Origin of the sequence: Alkalicoccobacillus murimartini (assembly GCF_030813245.1) — a bacterium.
GTDB classification, from domain to species: Bacteria; Bacillota; Bacilli; order Bacillales; family Bacillaceae_D; genus Alkalicoccobacillus; species Alkalicoccobacillus murimartini.
The window spans coordinates 1-19,111 of record NZ_JAUSUA010000010.1 but is presented as its reverse complement, the minus strand read 5'-3'; the positions used below and the strand labels follow the sequence as shown (position 1 = coordinate 19,111).

Sequence of the window (19,111 nt, the reverse complement as noted above, 5' to 3'; positions counted from 1 at the left end):
TTGTTGAACAGCGTATTCATTACGCACTTTGAAAAGTATACTCAATGAACACTCGCGTTGTCAACGTTTATTTAGAAAGAGAAGAGATGTTCACGCGGATTCCAGGACCCATTGTTGAAGCAATAGCAACGTTACGTACATACGTACCTTTAGCTGCGCTTGGCTTAGCTTTTAATAGCGTATCAACAATTGTCTTGAAGTTCTCAACAAGTTTATCATTGTCAAATGATACCTTACCGATTGGCACGTGTACGTTACCGGATTTCTCAACACGGTACTCTACTTTACCAGCTTTGATTTCATTAACTGCTTTAGTTACATCAAATGTAACAGTTCCAGTCTTAGGGTTAGGCATTAGGCCTTTTGGTCCAAGAACACGACCAAGTTTACCAACTTGAGCCATCATATCTGGAGTCGCTACGATTACATCAAATTCAAACCAACCTTGGTTGATTTTGTTGATGAAATCTTCTTCTCCAACATAGTCAGCACCAGCAGCTTCAGCTTCTTTTGCTTTATCACCTTTAGCAAATACAAGAACACGTTGTGTTTTACCTGTACCATTCGGAAGCACTACTGCTCCACGGATTTGCTGATCCGCTTTTTTCGGGTCTACACCCAGACGCACAGCTATTTCAACAGATTCGTCAAATTTAGCTGTTGCTGTTTTCTTAACAAGTTCAATTGCTTCAGCTGGAGAATACGTAGTATCCTTATCAACCAACTTAAGAGCTTCTTGATACTTTTTGCCTTTTTTAGCCATGATTCTTTTCCTCCTCAATTGTGGTTTTAACGGATAGTCCTCCCACTACAGAAGGTTGCGCCCTGTCTAACAGGTATGAGGAATGACCCTCAATCGCAACCTCCAGTAAACGGAACAATTAATCTTCGATCGTAATTCCCATGCTACGAGCAGTTCCTTCAACCATACGCATAGCGGATTCAACATTCGCTGCGTTGAGATCCGGCATCTTAGTTTCAGCAATCTCGCGCACTTTATCACGCTTAACAGTTGCAACTTTATTTCGGTTCGGCTCTCCAGAACCAGACTCGATTCCAGCTGCTTTCTTAAGCAATACTGCTGCAGGCGGAGTTTTAGTGATGAACGTAAATGAACGATCCTCAAACACCGTAATCTCAACAGGGATGATAAGACCTGCTTGATCAGAAGTACGAGCGTTAAATTCTTTACAGAAACCCATAATATTCACACCTGCTTGACCCAATGCAGGACCAACCGGTGGAGCTGGATTCGCTTTCCCAGCAGGGATTTGCAATTTAACCATTTTAATTACCTTTTTAGCCACGTGACACACCTCCTTAAGTCCGTGATGTGGTTATCCGGATGATTTTCATCCTCCCACTCAAAAAACGGATGCATTCATGCACCCGATGGCTCATGTTATGAAACCATATCAAACATGAAAATTCTATCACCTTCGACGCGATATATCAAGTTATTTATTAAATCTTTTCAACTTGATTGAAATCTAGTTCAACTGGCGTCTCGCGTCCAAACATGTTCACATGAACTTTAACCTTTTGTTTTTCAACTTGAATTTCTTCAATTGTTCCAACAAAATTCGCGAAAGGACCTTCTTTTACTTTAACAGATTCTTTGATATCAAAATCAATTTCTGCTTTAGGCTGTTCTACACCCATTTGCTTCAGAATGCTTTCAACTTCATCCGGAAGAAGCGCAGTTGGTTTTGAACCAGCTCCAGAAGAACCAACAAATCCAGTTACACCAGGCGTATTACGAACGACGTACCACGAGTCATCTGTCATGATAATTTCTACCAACACATAACCCGGGAATACTTTACGCGTTACGGTCTTCGTCTTACCATTTTTAATTTCTGTTTCTTCTTCGACAGGAACAAGCACTCGAAAGATCTTATCTGTCATATCCATTGATTCTACACGCTTTTCAAGGTTGGCTTTCACCTTGTTTTCATAGCCTGAATACGTGTGAACCACATACCAATTTTTCTCCATTGTGGCTAGGACCAGATCGTCCTATTCGCCTCCTTTCTATCATTCATTCATTTGTAGTGACTCTCTTATCGGAGAGACTCTGTTACAGCAGGCGAACTAACTCTGAAATCCCCAAATCAACAACAGCGAAAAAGACTGTCATAATGGCAACGGTTGCGATAACCACCAATGTATAACGTGTTAGCTCTTTCCTTGTCGGCCAGCTAACTCTTTTCATTTCTTGTCCGACACTCTGAAAGAAATTGCCTAAGTACTTTACCATGGGAACACCTCCAGCACCATTCAATTATGGTCATTCTACTACGCATCTATTCAGAAGACTCTTGAACCAAGGATGCCTCCAAATAAAAAAAGAACCGCTGCATTCATTCAAATGCGGTTTACTGCTAGTACATTACGTTATGATATTCGCTACCTTATTTTTAGCTGACAGACACAAAGCCTGTCCATTTATAATATAGTAAACGATTATTAGTACACATACTCTTTGATACTAGCATGTCAAGAAAAATGTGTCAATATTCCGTAGGGCATTTGTCTTAGTCTCGTGAAGACTTTTAATAGATTTCCTTGCTTTTATAAGACGTATGTATAGCGAAAAAGCGGACAACTACTCTGTCCACTTCGTTTTCACTACGTGTATCATTTGAGACTCTGACTACAAGGTCACGCCTCTAAGCTCTACATAACGCTCCAATTTTCGTTTTACACGCTGAAGAGCATTGTCGATCGACTTCACATGCCGGTTTAGATCTGAAGAAATTTCCTGATAGGTTCGACCATCTAGGTAAAGAAGCAATACTTGTTGCTCCAGCTCGCTCAGGATTTCACCCATTTTCAATTCGATATTCTCAAATTCTTCCTGGTTGATTAGTAGTTCTTCCGGATTTGTGACTCGATTCCCACAAATAACGTCTAACAGCGTACGCTCCGATTCTTCATCATACAGTGGCTTGTCCAATGAGACATATGAGTTGAGGGGGATGTGCTTTTGCCTAGTTGCCGTTTTGATGGCTGTGATAATTTGCCTCGTGATACATAACTCTGCAAACGCCTTAAAAGAGGAAAGCTTGTCCCCTCTAAAATCTCGAACCGCTTTGTAGAGACCTATCATTCCTTCTTGCACAATATCTTCGTGGTCTGCACCAATTAAGAAATACGAGCGTGACTTCGCACGGACAAAGTTCTTATATTTGTTAATCAAATATTCAAGTGCCTGTGTGTTGCCCAGTTTTACTTGTTCCACAAGAAAACCATCATCAGCCTGGTCAAAATCTTGTACATAATTTGTAAAAGTTGGTTCCAACTGAAGCTCTGCAGTCACAACAATACCCCCTCGGCCAAGGCCACTGACTTAATGTTTAAACGTATTATATAGCACAGTTTTCCAGTAGGTCAACCACTCACCTCTCACCACGACGCCATTTTTCAAATATTTCTGTCAGCTCTTCGCTAAGATATGCGTGTGTCGATTTTTGTTGTTTTCTGGTATTTTCGACTAGTTTTTCAATTCCTTTTTTTGCCAAATCTGTCTCTGTTAAAAGTTCTCTTGCCGACTTTCGTAAAGCGCCACTTCCAAAGATAACGGACTGCTCAGCAAAGTCCGATGTTGCCACGTGAATGGTTGTATCGATTCGCTTTAGCTCACGGACCATGCGTTCAATCCGCTCATCTGCCGTCTCTTGACTCTTAGTATAAATGACTTCCACTCTGTGGTTTTTGTATGACTTCCCAATTCCGGATACCATATGTGCATCAAAGATGACAGACACCTTATCTCCTGAAAATGCCTGATACTCAGCCATTTTGCTAATTAGAAGATCCCGTGCCAGTTCCAGATCTACGTCTTTTAATTCACGCAGTTTAGGCCATGCGCCAATAATGTTGTACCCATCAACCAGCAGAATCGTTCTCATTGTTACAGACTTCCTAGTGGTGAACGTTTACGGTGTACCTCATACATAAGTAAACTAGCTGCAACAGACGCATTCAAGGAAGTCACCTTACCAACCATTGGGATATATACAAGGAAGTCGCATTTCTCTTTCACGAGTCGACTCATTCCTTTACCTTCACTACCGATAACAAGACCTAAGGCCATATCAAATGCTGCACCACGGTAATCATCATTCGCTGAGGCGTCCGTTCCTGCGAACCATACTCCTCGTTTCTTAAGATCATCCATTGTGCGGGAGATGTTGGTTACACGTACAACAGGCACATACTCAATAGCACCAGTAGAGGCTTTAGCAACGGTTTGAGTTAACCCCACTGCACGTCTCTTCGGAATGATGACGCCATGTGCACCAACTGCATCCGCCGTTCTAAGGATAGAGCCTAGGTTATGAGGATCTTCTATTTCATCAAGTACTAGGAAAAAAGGTTCCTCGTTTTTTGAGGCTGCACGCTCAAAAATATCATCAATCTCTGCATACTCATACGCTGCAATGGAAGCCACCACACCCTGGTGATTATCATTACCTAGCAGGTTCTCTAACTTCTTTTTTGGTGCTGTCTGTACAAGAATATTCTTTTCTTTCGCCACTTGCATGAGCTTACTCATTTGTCCCTTTTGTGACCCTTCTGCAATCCAAATCTTATGAATGGCATGTCCTGCTCTAAGTGCTTCTAGAACAGGGTTTTTTCCTGCTATAAATTCTTCACTCATCTTCTTGTGCCCCTCCTTTGTTTTTCTCTTGTTTGTCTTCGTATTCGCCTAGAGCCATCTCGATGATTTCATCCAAACGTTCTGATTGATTCGTTAGATATAAGTAGCCAAGTAAGGCTTCAAACCCGGTAGAATAACGGTAGGTCGTTACACTCGTATTCTTTGGTACTGTGCCTGATTTGGCATTTCGTCCACGTTTGATCACCAGGAGCTCCTGCTCTGTGAACTGCTTGTCTTCTTCAAGTCTGTGAACCATTTCAGCCTGCGCCTTGGCAGATACATAACGCGTTGATTCTACATGCAATGCGTGTGGTTTCACCTTCCCTTTAGCGAGAAGGTAATACCGCACGTACATATCTAACACTGCATCCCCCATGTAAGCGAGGGCCAAACCATTTAATTGCTTTAGATCCGTTGTCGCTTCAATAATTTTCATGCGCGTACTTCTCTCTTCCACCGTACTCCCTGAGGTGTATCTTCTAGCAGAATTCCCTGCTCCTTCAATTGATCCCGAATCGAATCAGCCTCTTGGAAATTACGTTCTGCACGGGCATTATTACGCTTCTCTATTAATTGATCGACCTCTTCATCAAGCAGTTCTGCTTCTTGATGCAGTTCTAGACCTAACACGCCTCCAAGCTCATCAAATAACGTAATAAACGCCGTAAGAACAGCCTTTGAAGTCTGAGCCTCACGATTATATCGGTTTGCTTCTTTCGCTGCATCAAATAAAACAGCAATACCATTTGCACTGTTAAAATCATCATCCATTTCACGAATAAAACGATCTCGTAACTCTGCAACCTTTTCAAGCCAATCGGATGGCTCTCCAAAGTCCGCTGAATCACTAAGTCTATGTTTCATCAAGGCTAGAGCTGTTTTGATCCGTTCTAAGCCATTCTGTGCCCCATCAAGCAATTCTGAGCTGAAATTAATTGGGCTACGATAGTGAGCTGTCAACATAAAGAATCGAACGACTTCAGGGGAATGCTGTCGAATAATGTCATGAGCTAAAACAAAGTTTCCGAGTGATTTAGACATTTTTTCATTATCAATATTTATAAAGCCATTATGCATCCAATAGTTGGCCATTTGCTTGTCTGTCAAGGCTTCTGACTGCGCAATCTCATTTTCATGGTGCGGAAAAGCCAAGTCCTGACCACCAGCATGAATATCAATTGTGTCACCTAAATATTTTTTTACCATAGCTGAACATTCGATGTGCCAGCCCGGTCTGCCTTTGCCCCATGGACTATCCCAAGAGACTTCTCCGTCTTTTGCAGCCTTCCAAAGAACAAAATCAAGTGCATCATCCTTGCGTTCATCCACTTCAATGCGTGAGCCGCTTTTCAAATCATCAATGGATTGGGAGGATAATTTCCCATATCCTTTGAATTTTCTCGTACGAAAATAAACATCCCCACCTGAAGCGTACGCATAGCCTTTTTGCTCAAGCACTTCAATAAACTCTACAATATCAGGAATCGTTTCTGTCACACGTGGATGCTTATCCGCTGGTTTTACACCTAGTGCACACGTATCTTGATGATAAGCCTCGATAAAACGATTAGCGACATCAAAAACATCCTCACCTAATTCATTTGCTGCTCGGATGATCTTGTCATCTACATCTGTGAAGTTCGAAACAAATAATACCTCATACCCACGATACTCTAAATATCTCCGTACCATATCATAGACAATGGGTGGTCGGGCGTTCCCGATATGAATGTAATTGTAGACAGTCGGTCCGCATACATACATCTTAACCTTGCCATCCTCGATAGGAACAAAGGGTTCTTTTTTCATAGTCAAGCTATTGAGAATCTGAATGGCCATACAATCTTCTCCCTTAGTTTTGTTGTTCTGTTAGCATAATCTTCTTATCTATTTATGGTGACGTTTTTTTCTGGTCACGTAGCTCTTTTTTTAATTCATCTAATTCTTCTTCAAGTTGTTTGAATTTATCTGCCACTGGATCTGGTAGGATATGATGATCGAGCTCATGATCCACTCTACATCCATTCTTCACGACAATTCGGCCCGGTATTCCTACAACCGTTGAATTAGCTGGCACTTCTTTTAACACGACAGAACCAGCACCAATACGAGAATACTCTCCAATCGTAAACGATCCAAGTACTTTAGCTCCACTGGCGATCATCACACCATCCTTAACAGTAGGATGCCGTTTCCCTTTTTCTTTCCCTGTTCCCCCTAGAGTTACTCCCTGATATATCGTCACATTATCACCAATCTCACAGGTTTCTCCAATGACAACGCCCATTCCATGGTCAATAAATAATCGTTGACCAATAACGGCTGCAGGGTGGATTTCGATACCTGTGAAAAAACGACTAATTTGAGCTAAAAGTTTGGCTAGAAAATAGAGCTTCCATTGCCAAAGTCCATGAGCCATCCGGTGCGCCCAAATAGCATGTACTCCTGAATACGTAAAAATAACTTCCATCCGGCTCCTTGCCGCTGGGTCCTGACTAAATACTACATCTACGTCATTAATCAGCGTCTTGAATATTGGCATTTCTTCACTCCCCCTTTCCTCCATAAAAAAACTCTGTGCATCAAAGATGCACAGAGGCGCAGACAGCACGGTTCCACTCTGGTTTTTTCGATAGAGATCTTGCTTCTATCAAACTTAAGAGCGTATAACGGCGCTATCCGCTTTTTCCTACTTTAGGTAGTCCCAGTTCAGAAAAAGTCTCATGGGTGCATGTTCAACCGATTTCGTTACGCCGCTCTCAGCCATTGCGGTGTTCTCTGGAGAACGAAATCAAAAGGTTGCCCCTCCCAATCAACAAGATGTGTGTATGCAATTATTGATTTAATGTTGCTGCTTGAGTTAAACGAGCAGAAATCGTCGCTTTGCCCAGCAGTTCAATTGTATCAGGTAGCTCAGGACCATGTGTCTGCCCAGTAGCTGCAACGCGAATCGGCATAAATAGCTTCTTCCCTTTGTGACCCGTTGCTTTTTGAGTAGCTTTGATAGCTGCCTTGATATGAGGAGCTGTGAATGCCTCAACTTCCTCAAGCTCGCTTAAGAAGTGGTTTAACACTTCAGGCACTTGCTCTTCAACAAGCACAGCTTTCGCTTCCTCATTATACTCAATTTCTTGCTTAAAGAACAGTTCTGTCAGCTCAACAATTTCAGCTCCGTAATGTAGCTGCTCTTGATATAAACCAATTAACTTACCAGCCCATTCTTTACGTGTCTCATCCAAATCCTCTGAGATACGACCGGCTTTGATTAGATGTGGCAACGCTAGGTCAATTACTTTCTCCAACGGAGCCGCTTGGATGTATTGGTTATTCATCCAAGCTAGCTTATCTGTATCGAATACAGCTGGTGCTTTTGAAACACGCTCTAAGCTAAACTGATCTGACAGTTCATCGAGTGTAAAGATCTCTTCTTCTCCAACTGGAGACCAACCAAGTAAAGCCAAGAAATTTACAAGTGCCTCTGGAAGATAGCCAAGTTCTTTGTACTGCTCTACAAACTGAATGATGGATTCATCACGTTTACTCATTTTTTGACGGTCTGGATTTAGAATAAGCGATGCATGAGCAAAAGTAGGTTTTGTCCAACCAAATGCTTCAAATACCAACGCTTGGCGAGGTGTATTTGATAAGTGCTCTTCAGCTCGAATGACATGTGAAATCTTCATCAGCTGATCATCAATTACCACTGCAAAGTTGTACATTGGAATTCCATCTGTACGAGCGATGACAAAGTCACCAATACCGTCCGTTTCAAATGAAACATCTCCACGCACTGCGTCTTCAATCTTTACGACTTGACCTTGTGGAACGCGGAATCGAACAACTGGTTTAAGACCTTTATCTTCATACGCCTGACGTTGCTCCGGAGTTAAATCACGATCTCGGCCACTGTACTTAGGCGCCTCTCCACGTGCTAGCTGTGCTGCGCGCTCTTCTTCAAGCTCTTCAGAGGTCATATAGCAGTAATAAGCCTTTCCTTCATCAACCAGCTGCTGAACGTACTCTTTGTAGATGTCTACACGCTCCATGCTGCTGTAAGGTCCATACTCCCCACCGATATCTATACTTTCATCCCAGTCCATGCCTAGCCACTTTAAGCTGTCTAGTAACTTCTCTTTAGCCTGCTCCACATTACGAGCTTGGTCTGTATCTTCAATACGAAGGATGAATTTCCCTCCTTGATTTCGTGCAAACAAATAATTAAATAATGCCGAACGTGCGCCTCCGATGTGAAGGTGGCCTGTTGGACTTGGCGCAAATCGTACTCGTACGTTGCTGCTCATGTATAAACACCATCCATTTCATTTTTCTTCGATCGTTATAGTACCCTCTAGTCGGCTTCTATTCTACCACCAAAAGACCAAACATTCATCTATGCTTGTTCAATTAGGATAACAGCTTGGGCTGCAATGCCTTCACCGCGTCCAGTAAAGCCTAGTTTTTCCGTCGTTGTAGCTTTTACATTCACTTGAGCTGGATCTGCTTCTAAAAGCTTCGCAATTTGATTTCTCATGTCTTCAATATGAGGGGCCATCTTAGGCAGCTGTGCCATAATTGTACAGTCTACATTGCCAAGCTTGTAACCACGCTCTTTCACTAATGACCATACATGTTGGAGCAATACTTTTGAATCTGCATCCTTAAATTCCTCGCTTGTATCAGGAAAATGCTTTCCGATATCCCCTTCACCAATTGCACCAAGAGCAGCGTCAGAAATTGTGTGTAATAACACATCTGCATCTGAATGTCCTAACAGACCTTTTTCATATGGAATCGTAATACCACCAATGATAAGTGGTCGTCCTTCCGTCAATTGGTGTACATCAAAACCTTGTCCGATTCGAATCATGTTCCATTCTCCTTTTTCGTAAGATCGCTTCTGCCATTAGTAAATCCTCTGGTGTCGTGATCTTCACATTACTATAATCGCCTTCCACCATAACAACCCGAGCTCGTACCCATTCCATAACACTCGCATCATCAGTGGCTTGAAACTGTTGATCCTCTGCCTGCTTATGGGCTGTTAGAAGTGCGTCTCTCCAAAAAGCCTGAGGTGTTTGAACTGACCATAATTCAGAACGGTCAATGGTTTCTTCAACCGTTTGGTTCATCACTCGTTTGACCGTATCCTTCATTCGTACACCAACGATCGCCGCTCCTTCTTGCTCTGTGGTTGTCACCAACTCGTGAATAATTTCTTTACGAATAAACGGTCTGGCCCCATCATGAACGAGGACAATTTCATCTGGTCCGCTCAGCTGCTTTAACCCTTCAAATACGCTTTGCTGACGTTCCTTACCACCTAGCGCAATCTTGGACACTTTTTGTATCTTATATGTGGAAATAATCTCCTGCATCGCATCAATTTCATTCTCATTCACGACAAGAATGATTTGTTTGCAACGCTCGTCCTCTTCAAAAACCTTTAATGTATGGGCAATGAGAGGGGACTGATCCAACTCAATAAATTGTTTATTCTTGCCTGCTTTCATCCGTTTGCCTTGACCTGCAGCGGGAATTACTACACTGTACATCATCATGCCCTCTCCAATTCTCATACTTACATTCCCTCTATTTTAGCATGACTATTCCAATGTTTACACTTATTTAGACATGAAACTCAGTACAAGAAAAGAAAAAACGCCAGTTATCCGGCGCTTTTTTGGGGCATGCTTATTATGCTTATTGTGCTTTCTCATAGACCTTAGGTTTGGCGAAAATCATACGTCCAGCGCTTGTCTGCAATACACTTGTGACAACCACATCAATTTGTTTGCCGATGTACTCTCGACCACCTTCAACGACGATCATCGTACCGTCATCTAAATACGCCACACCTTGATGATGCTCCTTACCATCCTTAATAACCTGAACGTTCATTTTCTCACCAGGAAGGACAACAGGTTTTACTGCGTTAGCTAAATCATTAATATTTAGAACGGCGACACCTTGTAGCTCACAGACTTTATTTAAATTAAAATCATTCGTAACAACTACACCATCGGAAATTTTAGCAAGTTTCACTAGCTTGCTGTCTACCTCTTGAATTTCCTCAAAATCCCCATCATATATTTCTACGTTGATGGGTAGTTCCTTTTGAATTTTGTTTAAGATGTCCAAGCCACGTCTTCCTCGGTTCCGCTTCAAAGCATCCGATGAATCGGCAATGTGCTGAAGTTCGGCTAAAACAAATTCAGGGATAACAAGTGTACCTTCTAGAAAACCTGTCTTACAGATATCTGCAATTCGACCATCGATAATAACACTTGTATCTAAAATCTTTAACTTTTTATGTGATTCAGTAGGTTCATCTGATTTTTTATCTTTTGCGTTTCCTCGTGTGACCAAGAATAACTGAACGAGCTCGTCCCGCTTCTTAAATCCTATTTGGAAACCAAAATACCCTAAAATGATTGTTACAAAGATTGGCAGGATGTCTTTCACTACTCGAATCTGTAACTGGGCGAGTTGACTACTAATTAAATACCCTATAACTAAACCAACAATTAAACCTAGTGTACCGGACATAATGTCTGTTAAGGACGCTTTTAGAATCTTCTCTTCAAGAAGCTTCATCACATTTACAATATAACGAGCCACCCACATGGATACAATGTACATCAATACAACGCCAATAATTAAACCTGTTAACTGACTCTGTAACCATACGGGAATGCTGCCACTATTAAAAAGTTGGATAAGTTCAGGAATAAATAAAAAGCCTAAAGTCCCGCCAGCCATCATCAGAAATATCTTTACAATCCATGTCACCAAAACGGTCCACCTCCTTCTAGCTATTATAGACAAGATTTAGGAATCAAAACCTAGCAAACTGGAATTTTACATGATATATCCATAAAACAACATGATTTAATCCCACATCATACATACAGTTAGGCCTTTTTTAATTAGATGTGACGATCAATAAACAGTTGTTCTTGAATTCGGTTAAGCCCATTTTTAATCATATGCGCACGCGCTTCCCCAATACCGTCTACTTCATCAAGCTTGTTTGTATCCGCGAGCACAATATTAGATAAGACATCATACTCATTTATAAGATTTTCAATGATCTGTGATGGCAGTCTTGGAATTCGATGCAAAATGCGATACCCTCTTGGAGAAACAGCAAACTCGGTAAGATTCACATTTTTAGGGTAACCAAGCGCTTTGATGATAGCAGGCTCATCCAATAGATCTTCTGTTTGCAAGTCTGTTAGATCCTTCAATGTCTTTGACACATCCTGCTTGCTGTCTTTAACGTAATCCTTTAGGAGATAAGCCGCTTCCTTCTCCGTATCAGATACAAGTTCCTTTAACTGCATCGTAATTAAACGACCTTCATCCCCTAGTTCATTAATGTAATTCAATATCTCTCGCTTAATACGAAGCACCATTTGTACGCGGTGTATAACCTGTGTAACCTCAGACAGAGTCACTAGCTCCTCAAACTCAAGTGCACCAAGGTTTGTGATACTCTGCTCCAGTACAGACTTATACTTTTCAAGGGTCTGAATCGCTTGATTAGCTTTTGTCAAAATCACACCAATGTCTTTAAGCGAATAGCGGAACTCGCCTTGATATAACGTAATAATATTTCTTCGCTGTGAAATAGAAATGGTTAACTGATTGGTTTGTTTAGCGACACGCTCAGCTGTCCGATGGCGTATGCCTGTTTCATTCGAACTGATGCCATTATTCGGAACTAATTGGGTATTAGCATAGAGAATCTTCTTCCCATCCTCGCTTAAGATAATCGCCCCATCCATTTTTGCTAACTCATATAAATAAGCTGGCGAGAAAGGACAATTAATATAAAATCCCCCGTCTACAATTTGTTTCATATCATCTGTATACCCCAGCACGATAAGTCCACCTGTGTTTGCACGTAGCACATTGTCAATACCAGCGCGCAAAGGGGTTCCGGGCGCAACCAACTTTAATAAGTTTTGTATAAATTCATTTCTAGTTTGTTCGTCCATTCTTTCTACCTCCCAAGAACAACTTCTATGGCTTTCTCCAAAGTTGGGACGCCAATGACTTCAATACCCGAGGGCACTGTCCAGCCACCTAGGTTTTTTTCTGGAATAATGACTCGTTTAAACCCTAGCTTAGCTGCTTCGTTCACTCGTTGATCAATACGTGAAACTCGGCGAATTTCTCCAGTTAATCCAACCTCACCAATTGCTGCATCCATTGATTGTGTTGGTTTATCTTTGAAGCTCGATGCAATACTTAAAGCAATAGCTAAATCAATAGCAGGTTCGTCAAGTTTTACCCCACCTGCAACCTTTAAATAAGCATCTTGATTTTGCAGCAATAAACCCACTCGCTTCTCCAATACGGCCATTAATAGTGAGACCCGATTATGATCCATGCCTGTAGCCATACGTCTAGGGTTTCCATATCCAGCCGGAGATATTAACGCCTGCAATTCAACTAATACAGGCCTTGTTCCCTCCATGGACGCTACGACAACCGAACCTGAAGCTCCCTGAGATCTTTCCTCTAAAAATATCTCAGATGGGTTTAAAACCTCTTCTAATCCAGCTTCCTTCATCTCAAAAATACCCATTTCATTTGTAGAACCAAATCGGTTTTTTACTGCTCTTAAAATGCGATACGTATGATGACGTTCTCCTTCAAAATAGAGTACAGAGTCTACCATATGCTCTAACAGCTTGGGTCCTGCTATCGAACCTTGTTTTGTTACATGTCCAACAAGAAATATTGCAATACCTTTTGTTTTTGCAATCTTCATAAAGGCTGCCGTACATTCTCTCACTTGTGCCACACTACCTGGTGCAGAGGTAATATCATCCTGATAAACCGTTTGAATGGAGTCAATAATAACTAATGATGGCTCCACTTCTTCAATGGCATTATGGATAAATTGAAGATCTGTTTCAGCTAGTACATATAGCTCTGGAGAGATCATGCCTAAACGATCCGCTCGCAGCTTTGTTTGCTTAACTGATTCCTCACCAGATATATATAAGACTTTCTCTTTTTTTTCTGCAAGCTTAGCTGAGAGTTGCAGCAATAATGTTGATTTTCCAATCCCAGGATCTCCACCTACCAAAACAAGCGAACCTGGCACAATACCTCCACCAAGTACTCTGTTTAATTCCTGAATCGTTGTATCAATACGCGGTTCACGATCACCCACCACCTTCGAGAGCGGCTGAGCTTTTGTAGTAGTTGTTGATGAGGTTACATAGCTACGGCTGGATTGTTTTGTTGATGACTCAATCTCTTCAACCATCGTATTAAACTCTTGGCACCCTGGGCATTTGCCCATCCATTTCGCAGATACATATCCGCAATCTTGGCACACAAACTTCGTCTTCTTCTTCGCCATTCATCTTCCTCCAAGACACTCCATTTAAAAATAAAGACCGGGAGCCATTCAAACTCCCGGTCTGTTGTTAATCAAGCAAACGCATCTTAGAAAACTATTTTGTCGTTGCCGTCTCTTCTTTTGTTTCGACTGTTTCTACATAAAGCTCATTATCCCTCACACCAATAACAGCTTTCTGACCTTTTGAGATTCTGCCTTTTAACAGCTCCTCAGACAAACGATCTTCTACCTGTTTCTGAAGCGCACGGCGTAATGGTCTTGCCCCATATTCAGGGTCATACCCTAGATCCGTAATCTTATCTTTTGCTTCTTCCGTCAACTCAAAATCAATGCCCTGCTCTTTTAAGCGGGTTTTTAATTGATCTGCCATTAACGTAATAATTTCTCGGATATGCTTTTTCTCTAACGCGTGGAAAACAATGATTTCATCGATTCTGTTGATGAACTCAGGTCTAAAGCTGTTTTTCAGCTCTCCCATTACGCGGTCTTTCATATCTTTGTATTCACGACCCTCTGTTTCTGTCGTAAAGCCAAGATATTTATTCCCTTTAAGGGCACTTGCACCAACGTTTGATGTCATGATAACCGCTGTGTTACGGAAATCAACTGTGCGTCCTTTCGAGTCAGTCAAACGACCATCTTCAAGAACCTGCAACAAGATATTAAAGACATCTGGATGCGCTTTTTCAATCTCATCTAAAAGAATAACGGAGTAAGGCTTACGACGGATTTTCTCTGTTAATTGACCGCCCTCTTCGTGTCCTACATATCCAGGAGGTGAACCTACTAAACGACTTGTAGAGTGCTTCTCCATGTACTCAGACATATCAATACGAATCACTGAATCTTCATCACCAAACAAGGTTTCTGCTACGGCACGAGCAAGCTCTGTTTTACCTACCCCTGTTGGTCCTAAGAAAATAAATGATCCAATTGGACGCTTAGGATCTTTTAGCCCTGCTCTCGCTCGACGAACGGCTTTAGAGATGGAAAGAACGGCTTCTTCCTGCCCAACAACACGCTGGTGGAGGATATCTTCCATTTTTAGTAGACGCTCTGTCTCTTCCTCTGCAAGTTTTGCTACAGGAATACCAGTCCAGCTAGCAACTACCTGAGCGATGTCTTCTACCATCACTTCGGTATTTTCTTGTCCTTGCTTCTTCTTCCACTTGTTTTTCATTTCATCCAACTGCTCACGTAGACGTTGCTCTGTGTCACGTAAAGAAGCAGCTTTCTCAAATTCTTGACTCTGAACAGACGCATCTTTTTCTTTGCGAGTTTCCTCGAGGCGCTGCTCAAGCTCTTTCAAATCAGGTGGAGCAGTATATGAACGTAGGCGTACTTTAGAAGCAGCCTCATCAATTAAATCAATGGCTTTATCCGGTAAGAAGCGATCTGGAATATAACGATCAGATAATTTAACTGATTCTTCAATCGCCGTATCTGTGATCGTTACACGGTGATGGGCTTCATAACGGTCACGTAACCCTTTTAAAATCTGAATTGACTCATCAAGTGTAGGCTCATTGACTTGAATTGGCTGGAAGCGACGTTCAAGCGCTGCATCCTTCTCAATATACTTACGGTACTCATCAATGGTTGTAGCCCCGATGCATTGCAATTCACCACGTGCGAGCGAAGGCTTCAGGATGTTTGAAGCATCAATGGCTCCTTCTGCTCCCCCAGCACCAATTAAGGTGTGAAGTTCATCAATGAATAGAATAACGTTTCCTGCTTGGCGAATCTCATCCATGACCTTTTTCAAGCGGTCTTCAAACTCACCACGATATTTCGTACCTGCTACAACCGTACCCATATCAAGAGTCATTACACGCTTGTTCCGAAGTGTCTCTGGAACTTCATTGGCTACAATTGATTGTGCCAGTCCTTCGGCAATTGCCGTTTTACCTACACCCGGTTCCCCAATTAATACAGGATTGTTCTTTGTACGTCTGCTAAGAACTTGAATGACTCTTTCAATCTCTTTACTACGTCCGATTACAGGATCCAACGATTCTTCACGTGCAATAGCTGTAAGATCACGTGCTAAGCTATCAAGCGTCGGTGTATTCGCATTTGACACTGTGCCACCTTGCTGAGAAGAGCTTCCACCTTCGTTACTGCCCAGCAATTGAAGAACCTGCTGACGAGCTTTATTTAGGCTTACTCCTAAGTTATTCAAGACTCTTGCTGCGACACCTTCACCTTCGCGAATTAAGCCAAGTAAAATGTGCTCTGTTCCTACATAGGAATGACCTAACTTACGCGCCTCATCCATTGAAAGCTCAATCACTTTTTTAGCTCGAGGTGTGTAATGCTTTGTTTTTGAGCCTTCCTGGCCCTTACCAATCAACGTCTCTACTTCTTTTTGAAGTTTCTCAGGACCAAGACCAAGTGCTTGCAACGCTTTAGCTGCAATGCCTTCGCCCTCGCGAATGAGACCTAGTAGAATGTGCTCTGTACCTATATTGTTATGGCCTAAACGAATTGCCTCTTCTTGTGCTAGTGCCAATACTTTCTGTGCCCTCTCTGTAAATCGACCAAACATCATTTGTGGCCACCTCCATTATAATCAGTTCACTATTCGTTGAATTGCAGTCTTTCACGAATCAATGCAGCCCTACGTTCATCTCTTTGATCTGCAGTTAATACATCTCCTGCAAACTGCTGTAAGAATCCAACCTGTGTCAAAATCATCAGCTCATTAAGTATGTTCCCTGATAATCCCTCGATCAATCCTAAATCTATTCCAAGCCGCACATCTGATAGTCTTCGTGTTGCTTCCTTCGATTCGATAATTCGACTATGTGAAAGAATTCCGAATGAACGTTGTATGCGATCCTCAAGTTTTAATCGTGAGTTTTGCATAAGTACCTGTCTGGCATTTCGCTCTCTTTGAATCAGTTGTGTAACTACGCCATGAAGATCGTCTACAATGTCCTGCTCAGACTTTCCGAGCGTAATTTGGTTAGATATTTGAAAGAGGTTACCTAAAGCTTCGCTACCCTCGCCGTAAATTCCTCTAACAACTAGACCTAATTGATTAATTGCGGGCAAAATCCGGTTAATTTGTTGCGTCATCGCCAGAGCCGGTAGGTGCATCATGACGGATGCGCGCATTCCTGTACCAACGTTTGTCGGACAGCTAGTTAAGTAACCGCGCTTTTCATCATATGCAAAAGTAAGGTTTTCCTCGACCCAATCATCTACAGATTGAGCAATATCCAAGCCACTCTCCAGTTGAGAGCCAGAAAATAAACATTGAATTCGAAGGTGATCCTCCTCGTTTATCATTATGCTCAAAGACTCATCTTCATTTAATAAAACGGCACCATGTTTAGATTGTTCAGCTAGGTGAGGGCTGATTAGATGTTTTTCAACCAAGACTCGCTTTTCATTTGATTTCAACTCTTCCATATAGAGAGTATCCATCGTGCCAATTTTTTCATTTGGCGCATCCTTTAATGCAGACACTGTATAGTCGGTTAATTCTTTCGACTGAGCCAAAGAGGAGAGGATTGGAAATTGATAATCCTTTAAATTTCTTGCCAACCGAATCCTGCTACTAAGAACAATATCTGAGTCTGCTCCGGAATCATTCATCCATGGACTAATCGCATCTTTTATAAACCGTTCAAGCGACATCTCACCCCTCCTCTTGTTCTTGATTTTTTTGTTCCAATGAACGGATATGATCCCTTACTTCTGCAGCTTTCTCAAATTCTTCACTCTCGATATACTCTTTGATCTTCAATTTGAGTGCATTAATTTCTTTCTGGCGTTTAATACCGCCACCAATACGTTTCGGGATTTTACCATGATGCCTTACATTCCCACTGTGAACTCGGCGTAGGACTGGATCAAGCTTATCATCAAACGTTTCATAGCAAGATGCGCAACCAAACCTTCCGATATCGACAAATTGACTATAGGTCATCTGGCAATTTTCACACGTTCTTTCCCTTGGAGCAGATTTTTGCTCACTCCCTTGAACATCAGGGTGCTCAAAATGCAGCAAACCTGATAAGAGTTGATGTATAGAAAATGTATTAGATCCAGGGATATGCTCCCCCTTCTCTTTTGCACATGTTTCACAAAGATGTATTTCTGTTTTTTCTCCATTAATGATCTTTGTAAAGTGCAAGGTAGCCTGTCGCTGTTGACACTCTTGGCATTTCATTCTATCTACTCACCTCTTTTTCACCAGATTTACTTGTATTTTAGTGTGTTAATCATTGCTTTTAAAACATTTGAACGAATTTGATCGCGATATGGAAGCTCAATTTTTAAAACAGAGCGATCTAGAACACTCACCATTAAATTTGCTTCTCTTTTAGATATAGCTTTTTCTTCAAATAATCGCAACACAATATTTTCAGCAGTCTGCTGATCAATCACTGGACCAATTAGATGGAGAAGATGATCATACAAATCTGACTTCTCGTGAGTTTCTACTTTTATGATTCGAATATATCCCCCACCACCACGTTTACTTTCCACAATATATCCTTTTTCAAGGGTAAATCGAGTACTTATAACATAGTTTATCTGTGAGGGGACGCATTCAAACCGTTTTGCTAACTCACTTCTCTTTATCTCTAATAACTCATTACCACTCTTCAATAATGTACTTTTCAGATACTGTTCAATAAAATCCGAAATGTTTCTCATCTTACTCCCTCCTCTCGTGTTTAATCTATTTATTTTAAATAGTTCTACTTGTTTGATTTGACTTTGACTATATTTGACTAACTTTATTATAATCATTTTGAGAAAAAAGTTCAAATCCTATGTTTTCTATTGTCTCCAGCTTCTCTTGTTATAGACTTTTTTCATGAGATTTAAGAAAGTAATCTTTGAAAAAGTAGCACGTTCACCTTTATGTCTTACGTAATCTACTATTACGTAAGTATAAAAACACAAAAAACCCTTCATTCGATTAAAATACAATCAAATGAAGGGTTTCTTTGGTGCCCGGCAACGTTCTACTCTCGCAGGGGGAAGCCCCCAACTACCATTGACGCAGAAGAGCTTAACGGCCGTGTTCGGCATGGGAACGGGTGTGA

Annotated in this window: 20 protein-coding genes, 1 rRNA gene and 1 other annotated feature (1 of these 22 cut by a window edge); all 21 genes read right to left on the bottom strand. The window is 41.6% G+C overall.

The annotated features are described in order from the left end of the window. Window positions 1–8: a sequence feature (ribosomal protein L10 leader region), on the bottom strand (it extends 117 nt beyond the left edge of the window). A 59-nt stretch (window positions 9–67) separates the two neighbouring features. Beyond that, entirely contained in the window at window positions 68–763 is a 696-nt protein-coding gene (gene rplA / locus J2S05_RS19965; protein ID WP_306985993.1) for a 50S ribosomal protein L1, read from the bottom strand. Between the two features lie 118 nt (window positions 764–881). Then, on the bottom strand, window positions 882–1,307 hold the full coding sequence (gene rplK / locus J2S05_RS19960; RefSeq protein WP_203090873.1) for a 50S ribosomal protein L11: 426 nt from the start codon (window positions 1,305–1,307) through the stop codon (window positions 882–884). 157 nt (window positions 1,308–1,464) lie between these two features. After that, entirely contained in the window at window positions 1,465–1,998 is a 534-nt protein-coding gene (gene nusG, locus J2S05_RS19955) for a transcription termination/antitermination protein NusG (RefSeq protein WP_306985991.1), read from the bottom strand. A gap of 82 nt (window positions 1,999–2,080) precedes the next feature. Then, window positions 2,081–2,260, bottom strand: a complete 180-nt coding sequence (gene secE, locus J2S05_RS19950; protein ID WP_306985989.1) for a preprotein translocase subunit SecE — start codon at window positions 2,258–2,260, stop codon at window positions 2,081–2,083. A 396-nt stretch (window positions 2,261–2,656) separates the two neighbouring features. Then, window positions 2,657–3,304 carry an RNA polymerase sporulation sigma factor SigH gene (gene sigH, locus J2S05_RS19945; protein ID WP_306986107.1) on the bottom strand — a complete coding sequence of 216 codons (648 nt, stop codon included), beginning with the start codon at window positions 3,302–3,304 and terminating at the stop codon, window positions 2,657–2,659. Between the two features lie 97 nt (window positions 3,305–3,401). Then, entirely contained in the window at window positions 3,402–3,914 is a 513-nt protein-coding gene (locus J2S05_RS19940) for an NYN domain-containing protein (RefSeq protein ID WP_306985987.1), read from the bottom strand. Window positions 3,915–3,916: 2 nt separating this feature from the next. Beyond that, the gene (gene rlmB / locus J2S05_RS19935) at window positions 3,917–4,666 is read right to left on the bottom strand and encodes a 23S rRNA (guanosine(2251)-2'-O)-methyltransferase RlmB (RefSeq protein WP_306985985.1); all 750 of its coding nucleotides are present in this window, start codon (window positions 4,664–4,666) and stop codon (window positions 3,917–3,919) included. Continuing rightward, entirely contained in the window at window positions 4,659–5,102 is a 444-nt protein-coding gene (locus J2S05_RS19930) for a Mini-ribonuclease 3 (RefSeq protein ID WP_306985983.1), read from the bottom strand. Before J2S05_RS19930 ends, rlmB begins: the two co-directional genes overlap by 8 nt. Continuing rightward, window positions 5,099–6,505, bottom strand: coding sequence for a cysteine--tRNA ligase (gene cysS / locus J2S05_RS19925; protein ID WP_306985981.1), 1,407 nt, complete (start codon window positions 6,503–6,505; stop codon window positions 5,099–5,101). The genes J2S05_RS19930 and cysS overlap by 4 nt, the downstream gene beginning before the upstream one ends. A gap of 52 nt (window positions 6,506–6,557) precedes the next feature. Further along, window positions 6,558–7,202: a serine O-acetyltransferase gene (gene cysE, locus J2S05_RS19920; RefSeq protein WP_306986105.1), complete on the bottom strand. Its 645-nt coding sequence runs from the start codon at window positions 7,200–7,202 to the stop codon at window positions 6,558–6,560. Window positions 7,203–7,500: 298 nt separating this feature from the next. Further along, a complete protein-coding gene (gene gltX, locus J2S05_RS19915) occupies window positions 7,501–8,967 on the bottom strand; it encodes a glutamate--tRNA ligase (protein ID WP_306985978.1) in 1,467 nt (488 codons plus the stop codon). An 89-nt stretch (window positions 8,968–9,056) separates the two neighbouring features. Then, window positions 9,057–9,533, bottom strand: a complete 477-nt coding sequence (gene ispF / locus J2S05_RS19910) for a 2-C-methyl-D-erythritol 2,4-cyclodiphosphate synthase (RefSeq protein WP_306985976.1) — start codon at window positions 9,531–9,533, stop codon at window positions 9,057–9,059. Beyond that, window positions 9,508–10,221 (bottom strand): 2-C-methyl-D-erythritol 4-phosphate cytidylyltransferase, encoded by a 714-nt coding sequence (gene ispD / locus J2S05_RS19905; protein ID WP_306986103.1) that lies wholly within the window; start codon window positions 10,219–10,221, stop codon window positions 9,508–9,510. Before ispD ends, ispF begins: the two co-directional genes overlap by 26 nt. 145 nt (window positions 10,222–10,366) lie before the next feature. Next, entirely contained in the window at window positions 10,367–11,458 is a 1,092-nt protein-coding gene (locus tag J2S05_RS19900; RefSeq protein WP_306985974.1) for a PIN/TRAM domain-containing protein, read from the bottom strand. 134 nt (window positions 11,459–11,592) lie between these two features. Beyond that, window positions 11,593–12,666 carry a DNA integrity scanning diadenylate cyclase DisA gene (gene disA / locus J2S05_RS19895; RefSeq protein WP_306985972.1) on the bottom strand — a complete coding sequence of 358 codons (1,074 nt, stop codon included), beginning with the start codon at window positions 12,664–12,666 and terminating at the stop codon, window positions 11,593–11,595. A gap of 5 nt (window positions 12,667–12,671) precedes the next feature. Next, the gene (gene radA, locus J2S05_RS19890; RefSeq protein WP_306985970.1) at window positions 12,672–14,045 is read right to left on the bottom strand and encodes a DNA repair protein RadA; all 1,374 of its coding nucleotides are present in this window, start codon (window positions 14,043–14,045) and stop codon (window positions 12,672–12,674) included. 94 nt (window positions 14,046–14,139) lie between these two features. Beyond that, window positions 14,140–16,596 (bottom strand): ATP-dependent protease ATP-binding subunit ClpC, encoded by a 2,457-nt coding sequence (clpC, locus tag J2S05_RS19885; protein WP_306985968.1) that lies wholly within the window; start codon window positions 16,594–16,596, stop codon window positions 14,140–14,142. Between the two features lie 29 nt (window positions 16,597–16,625). Next, window positions 16,626–17,690, bottom strand: a complete 1,065-nt coding sequence (locus J2S05_RS19880) for a protein arginine kinase (protein WP_306985966.1) — start codon at window positions 17,688–17,690, stop codon at window positions 16,626–16,628. A 1-nt stretch (window position 17,691) separates the two neighbouring features. After that, the gene (locus J2S05_RS19875) at window positions 17,692–18,225 is read right to left on the bottom strand and encodes a UvrB/UvrC motif-containing protein (RefSeq protein WP_306985963.1); all 534 of its coding nucleotides are present in this window, start codon (window positions 18,223–18,225) and stop codon (window positions 17,692–17,694) included. Between the two features lie 29 nt (window positions 18,226–18,254). Next, a complete protein-coding gene (locus J2S05_RS19870; protein WP_306985960.1) occupies window positions 18,255–18,716 on the bottom strand; it encodes a CtsR family transcriptional regulator in 462 nt (153 codons plus the stop codon). 301 nt (window positions 18,717–19,017) lie between these two features. Further along, window positions 19,018–19,111, bottom strand: a 5S ribosomal RNA gene (rrf, locus tag J2S05_RS19865); the annotation flags it as partial.

Bases quoted from the DNA above. Each gene is read 5' to 3' on its own strand.
- ispF (WP_306985976.1), bottom strand. From the start codon at position 9,533: ATGATTCGAATCGGACAAGGTTTTGATGTACACCAATTGACGGAAGGA.
- ispD (WP_306986103.1), bottom strand. From the start codon at position 10,221: ATGATGTACAGTGTAGTAATTCCCGCTGCAGGTCAAGGCAAACGGATG.
- J2S05_RS19870 (WP_306985960.1), bottom strand. From the start codon at position 18,716: ATGAGAAACATTTCGGATTTTATTGAACAGTATCTGAAAAGTACATTA.
- J2S05_RS19875 (WP_306985963.1), bottom strand. From the start codon at position 18,225: ATGAAATGCCAAGAGTGTCAACAGCGACAGGCTACCTTGCACTTTACA.
- radA (WP_306985970.1), bottom strand. From the start codon at position 14,045: ATGGCGAAGAAGAAGACGAAGTTTGTGTGCCAAGATTGCGGATATGTA.
- rlmB (WP_306985985.1), bottom strand. From the start codon at position 4,666: ATGAGTGAAGAATTTATAGCAGGAAAAAACCCTGTTCTAGAAGCACTT.
- secE (WP_306985989.1), bottom strand. From the start codon at position 2,260: ATGGTAAAGTACTTAGGCAATTTCTTTCAGAGTGTCGGACAAGAAATG.
- gltX (WP_306985978.1), bottom strand. From the start codon at position 8,967: ATGAGCAGCAACGTACGAGTACGATTTGCGCCAAGTCCAACAGGCCAC.
- clpC (WP_306985968.1), bottom strand. From the start codon at position 16,596: ATGATGTTTGGTCGATTTACAGAGAGGGCACAGAAAGTATTGGCACTA.
- J2S05_RS19880 (WP_306985966.1), bottom strand. From the start codon at position 17,690: ATGTCGCTTGAACGGTTTATAAAAGATGCGATTAGTCCATGGATGAAT.
- disA (WP_306985972.1), bottom strand. From the start codon at position 12,666: ATGGACGAACAAACTAGAAATGAATTTATACAAAACTTATTAAAGTTG.
- cysS (WP_306985981.1), bottom strand. From the start codon at position 6,505: ATGGCCATTCAGATTCTCAATAGCTTGACTATGAAAAAAGAACCCTTT.
- nusG (WP_306985991.1), bottom strand. From the start codon at position 1,998: ATGGAGAAAAATTGGTATGTGGTTCACACGTATTCAGGCTATGAAAAC.
- J2S05_RS19930 (WP_306985983.1), bottom strand. From the start codon at position 5,102: ATGAAAATTATTGAAGCGACAACGGATCTAAAGCAATTAAATGGTTTG.
- rplA (WP_306985993.1), bottom strand. From the start codon at position 763: ATGGCTAAAAAAGGCAAAAAGTATCAAGAAGCTCTTAAGTTGGTTGAT.
- J2S05_RS19940 (WP_306985987.1), bottom strand. From the start codon at position 3,914: ATGAGAACGATTCTGCTGGTTGATGGGTACAACATTATTGGCGCATGG.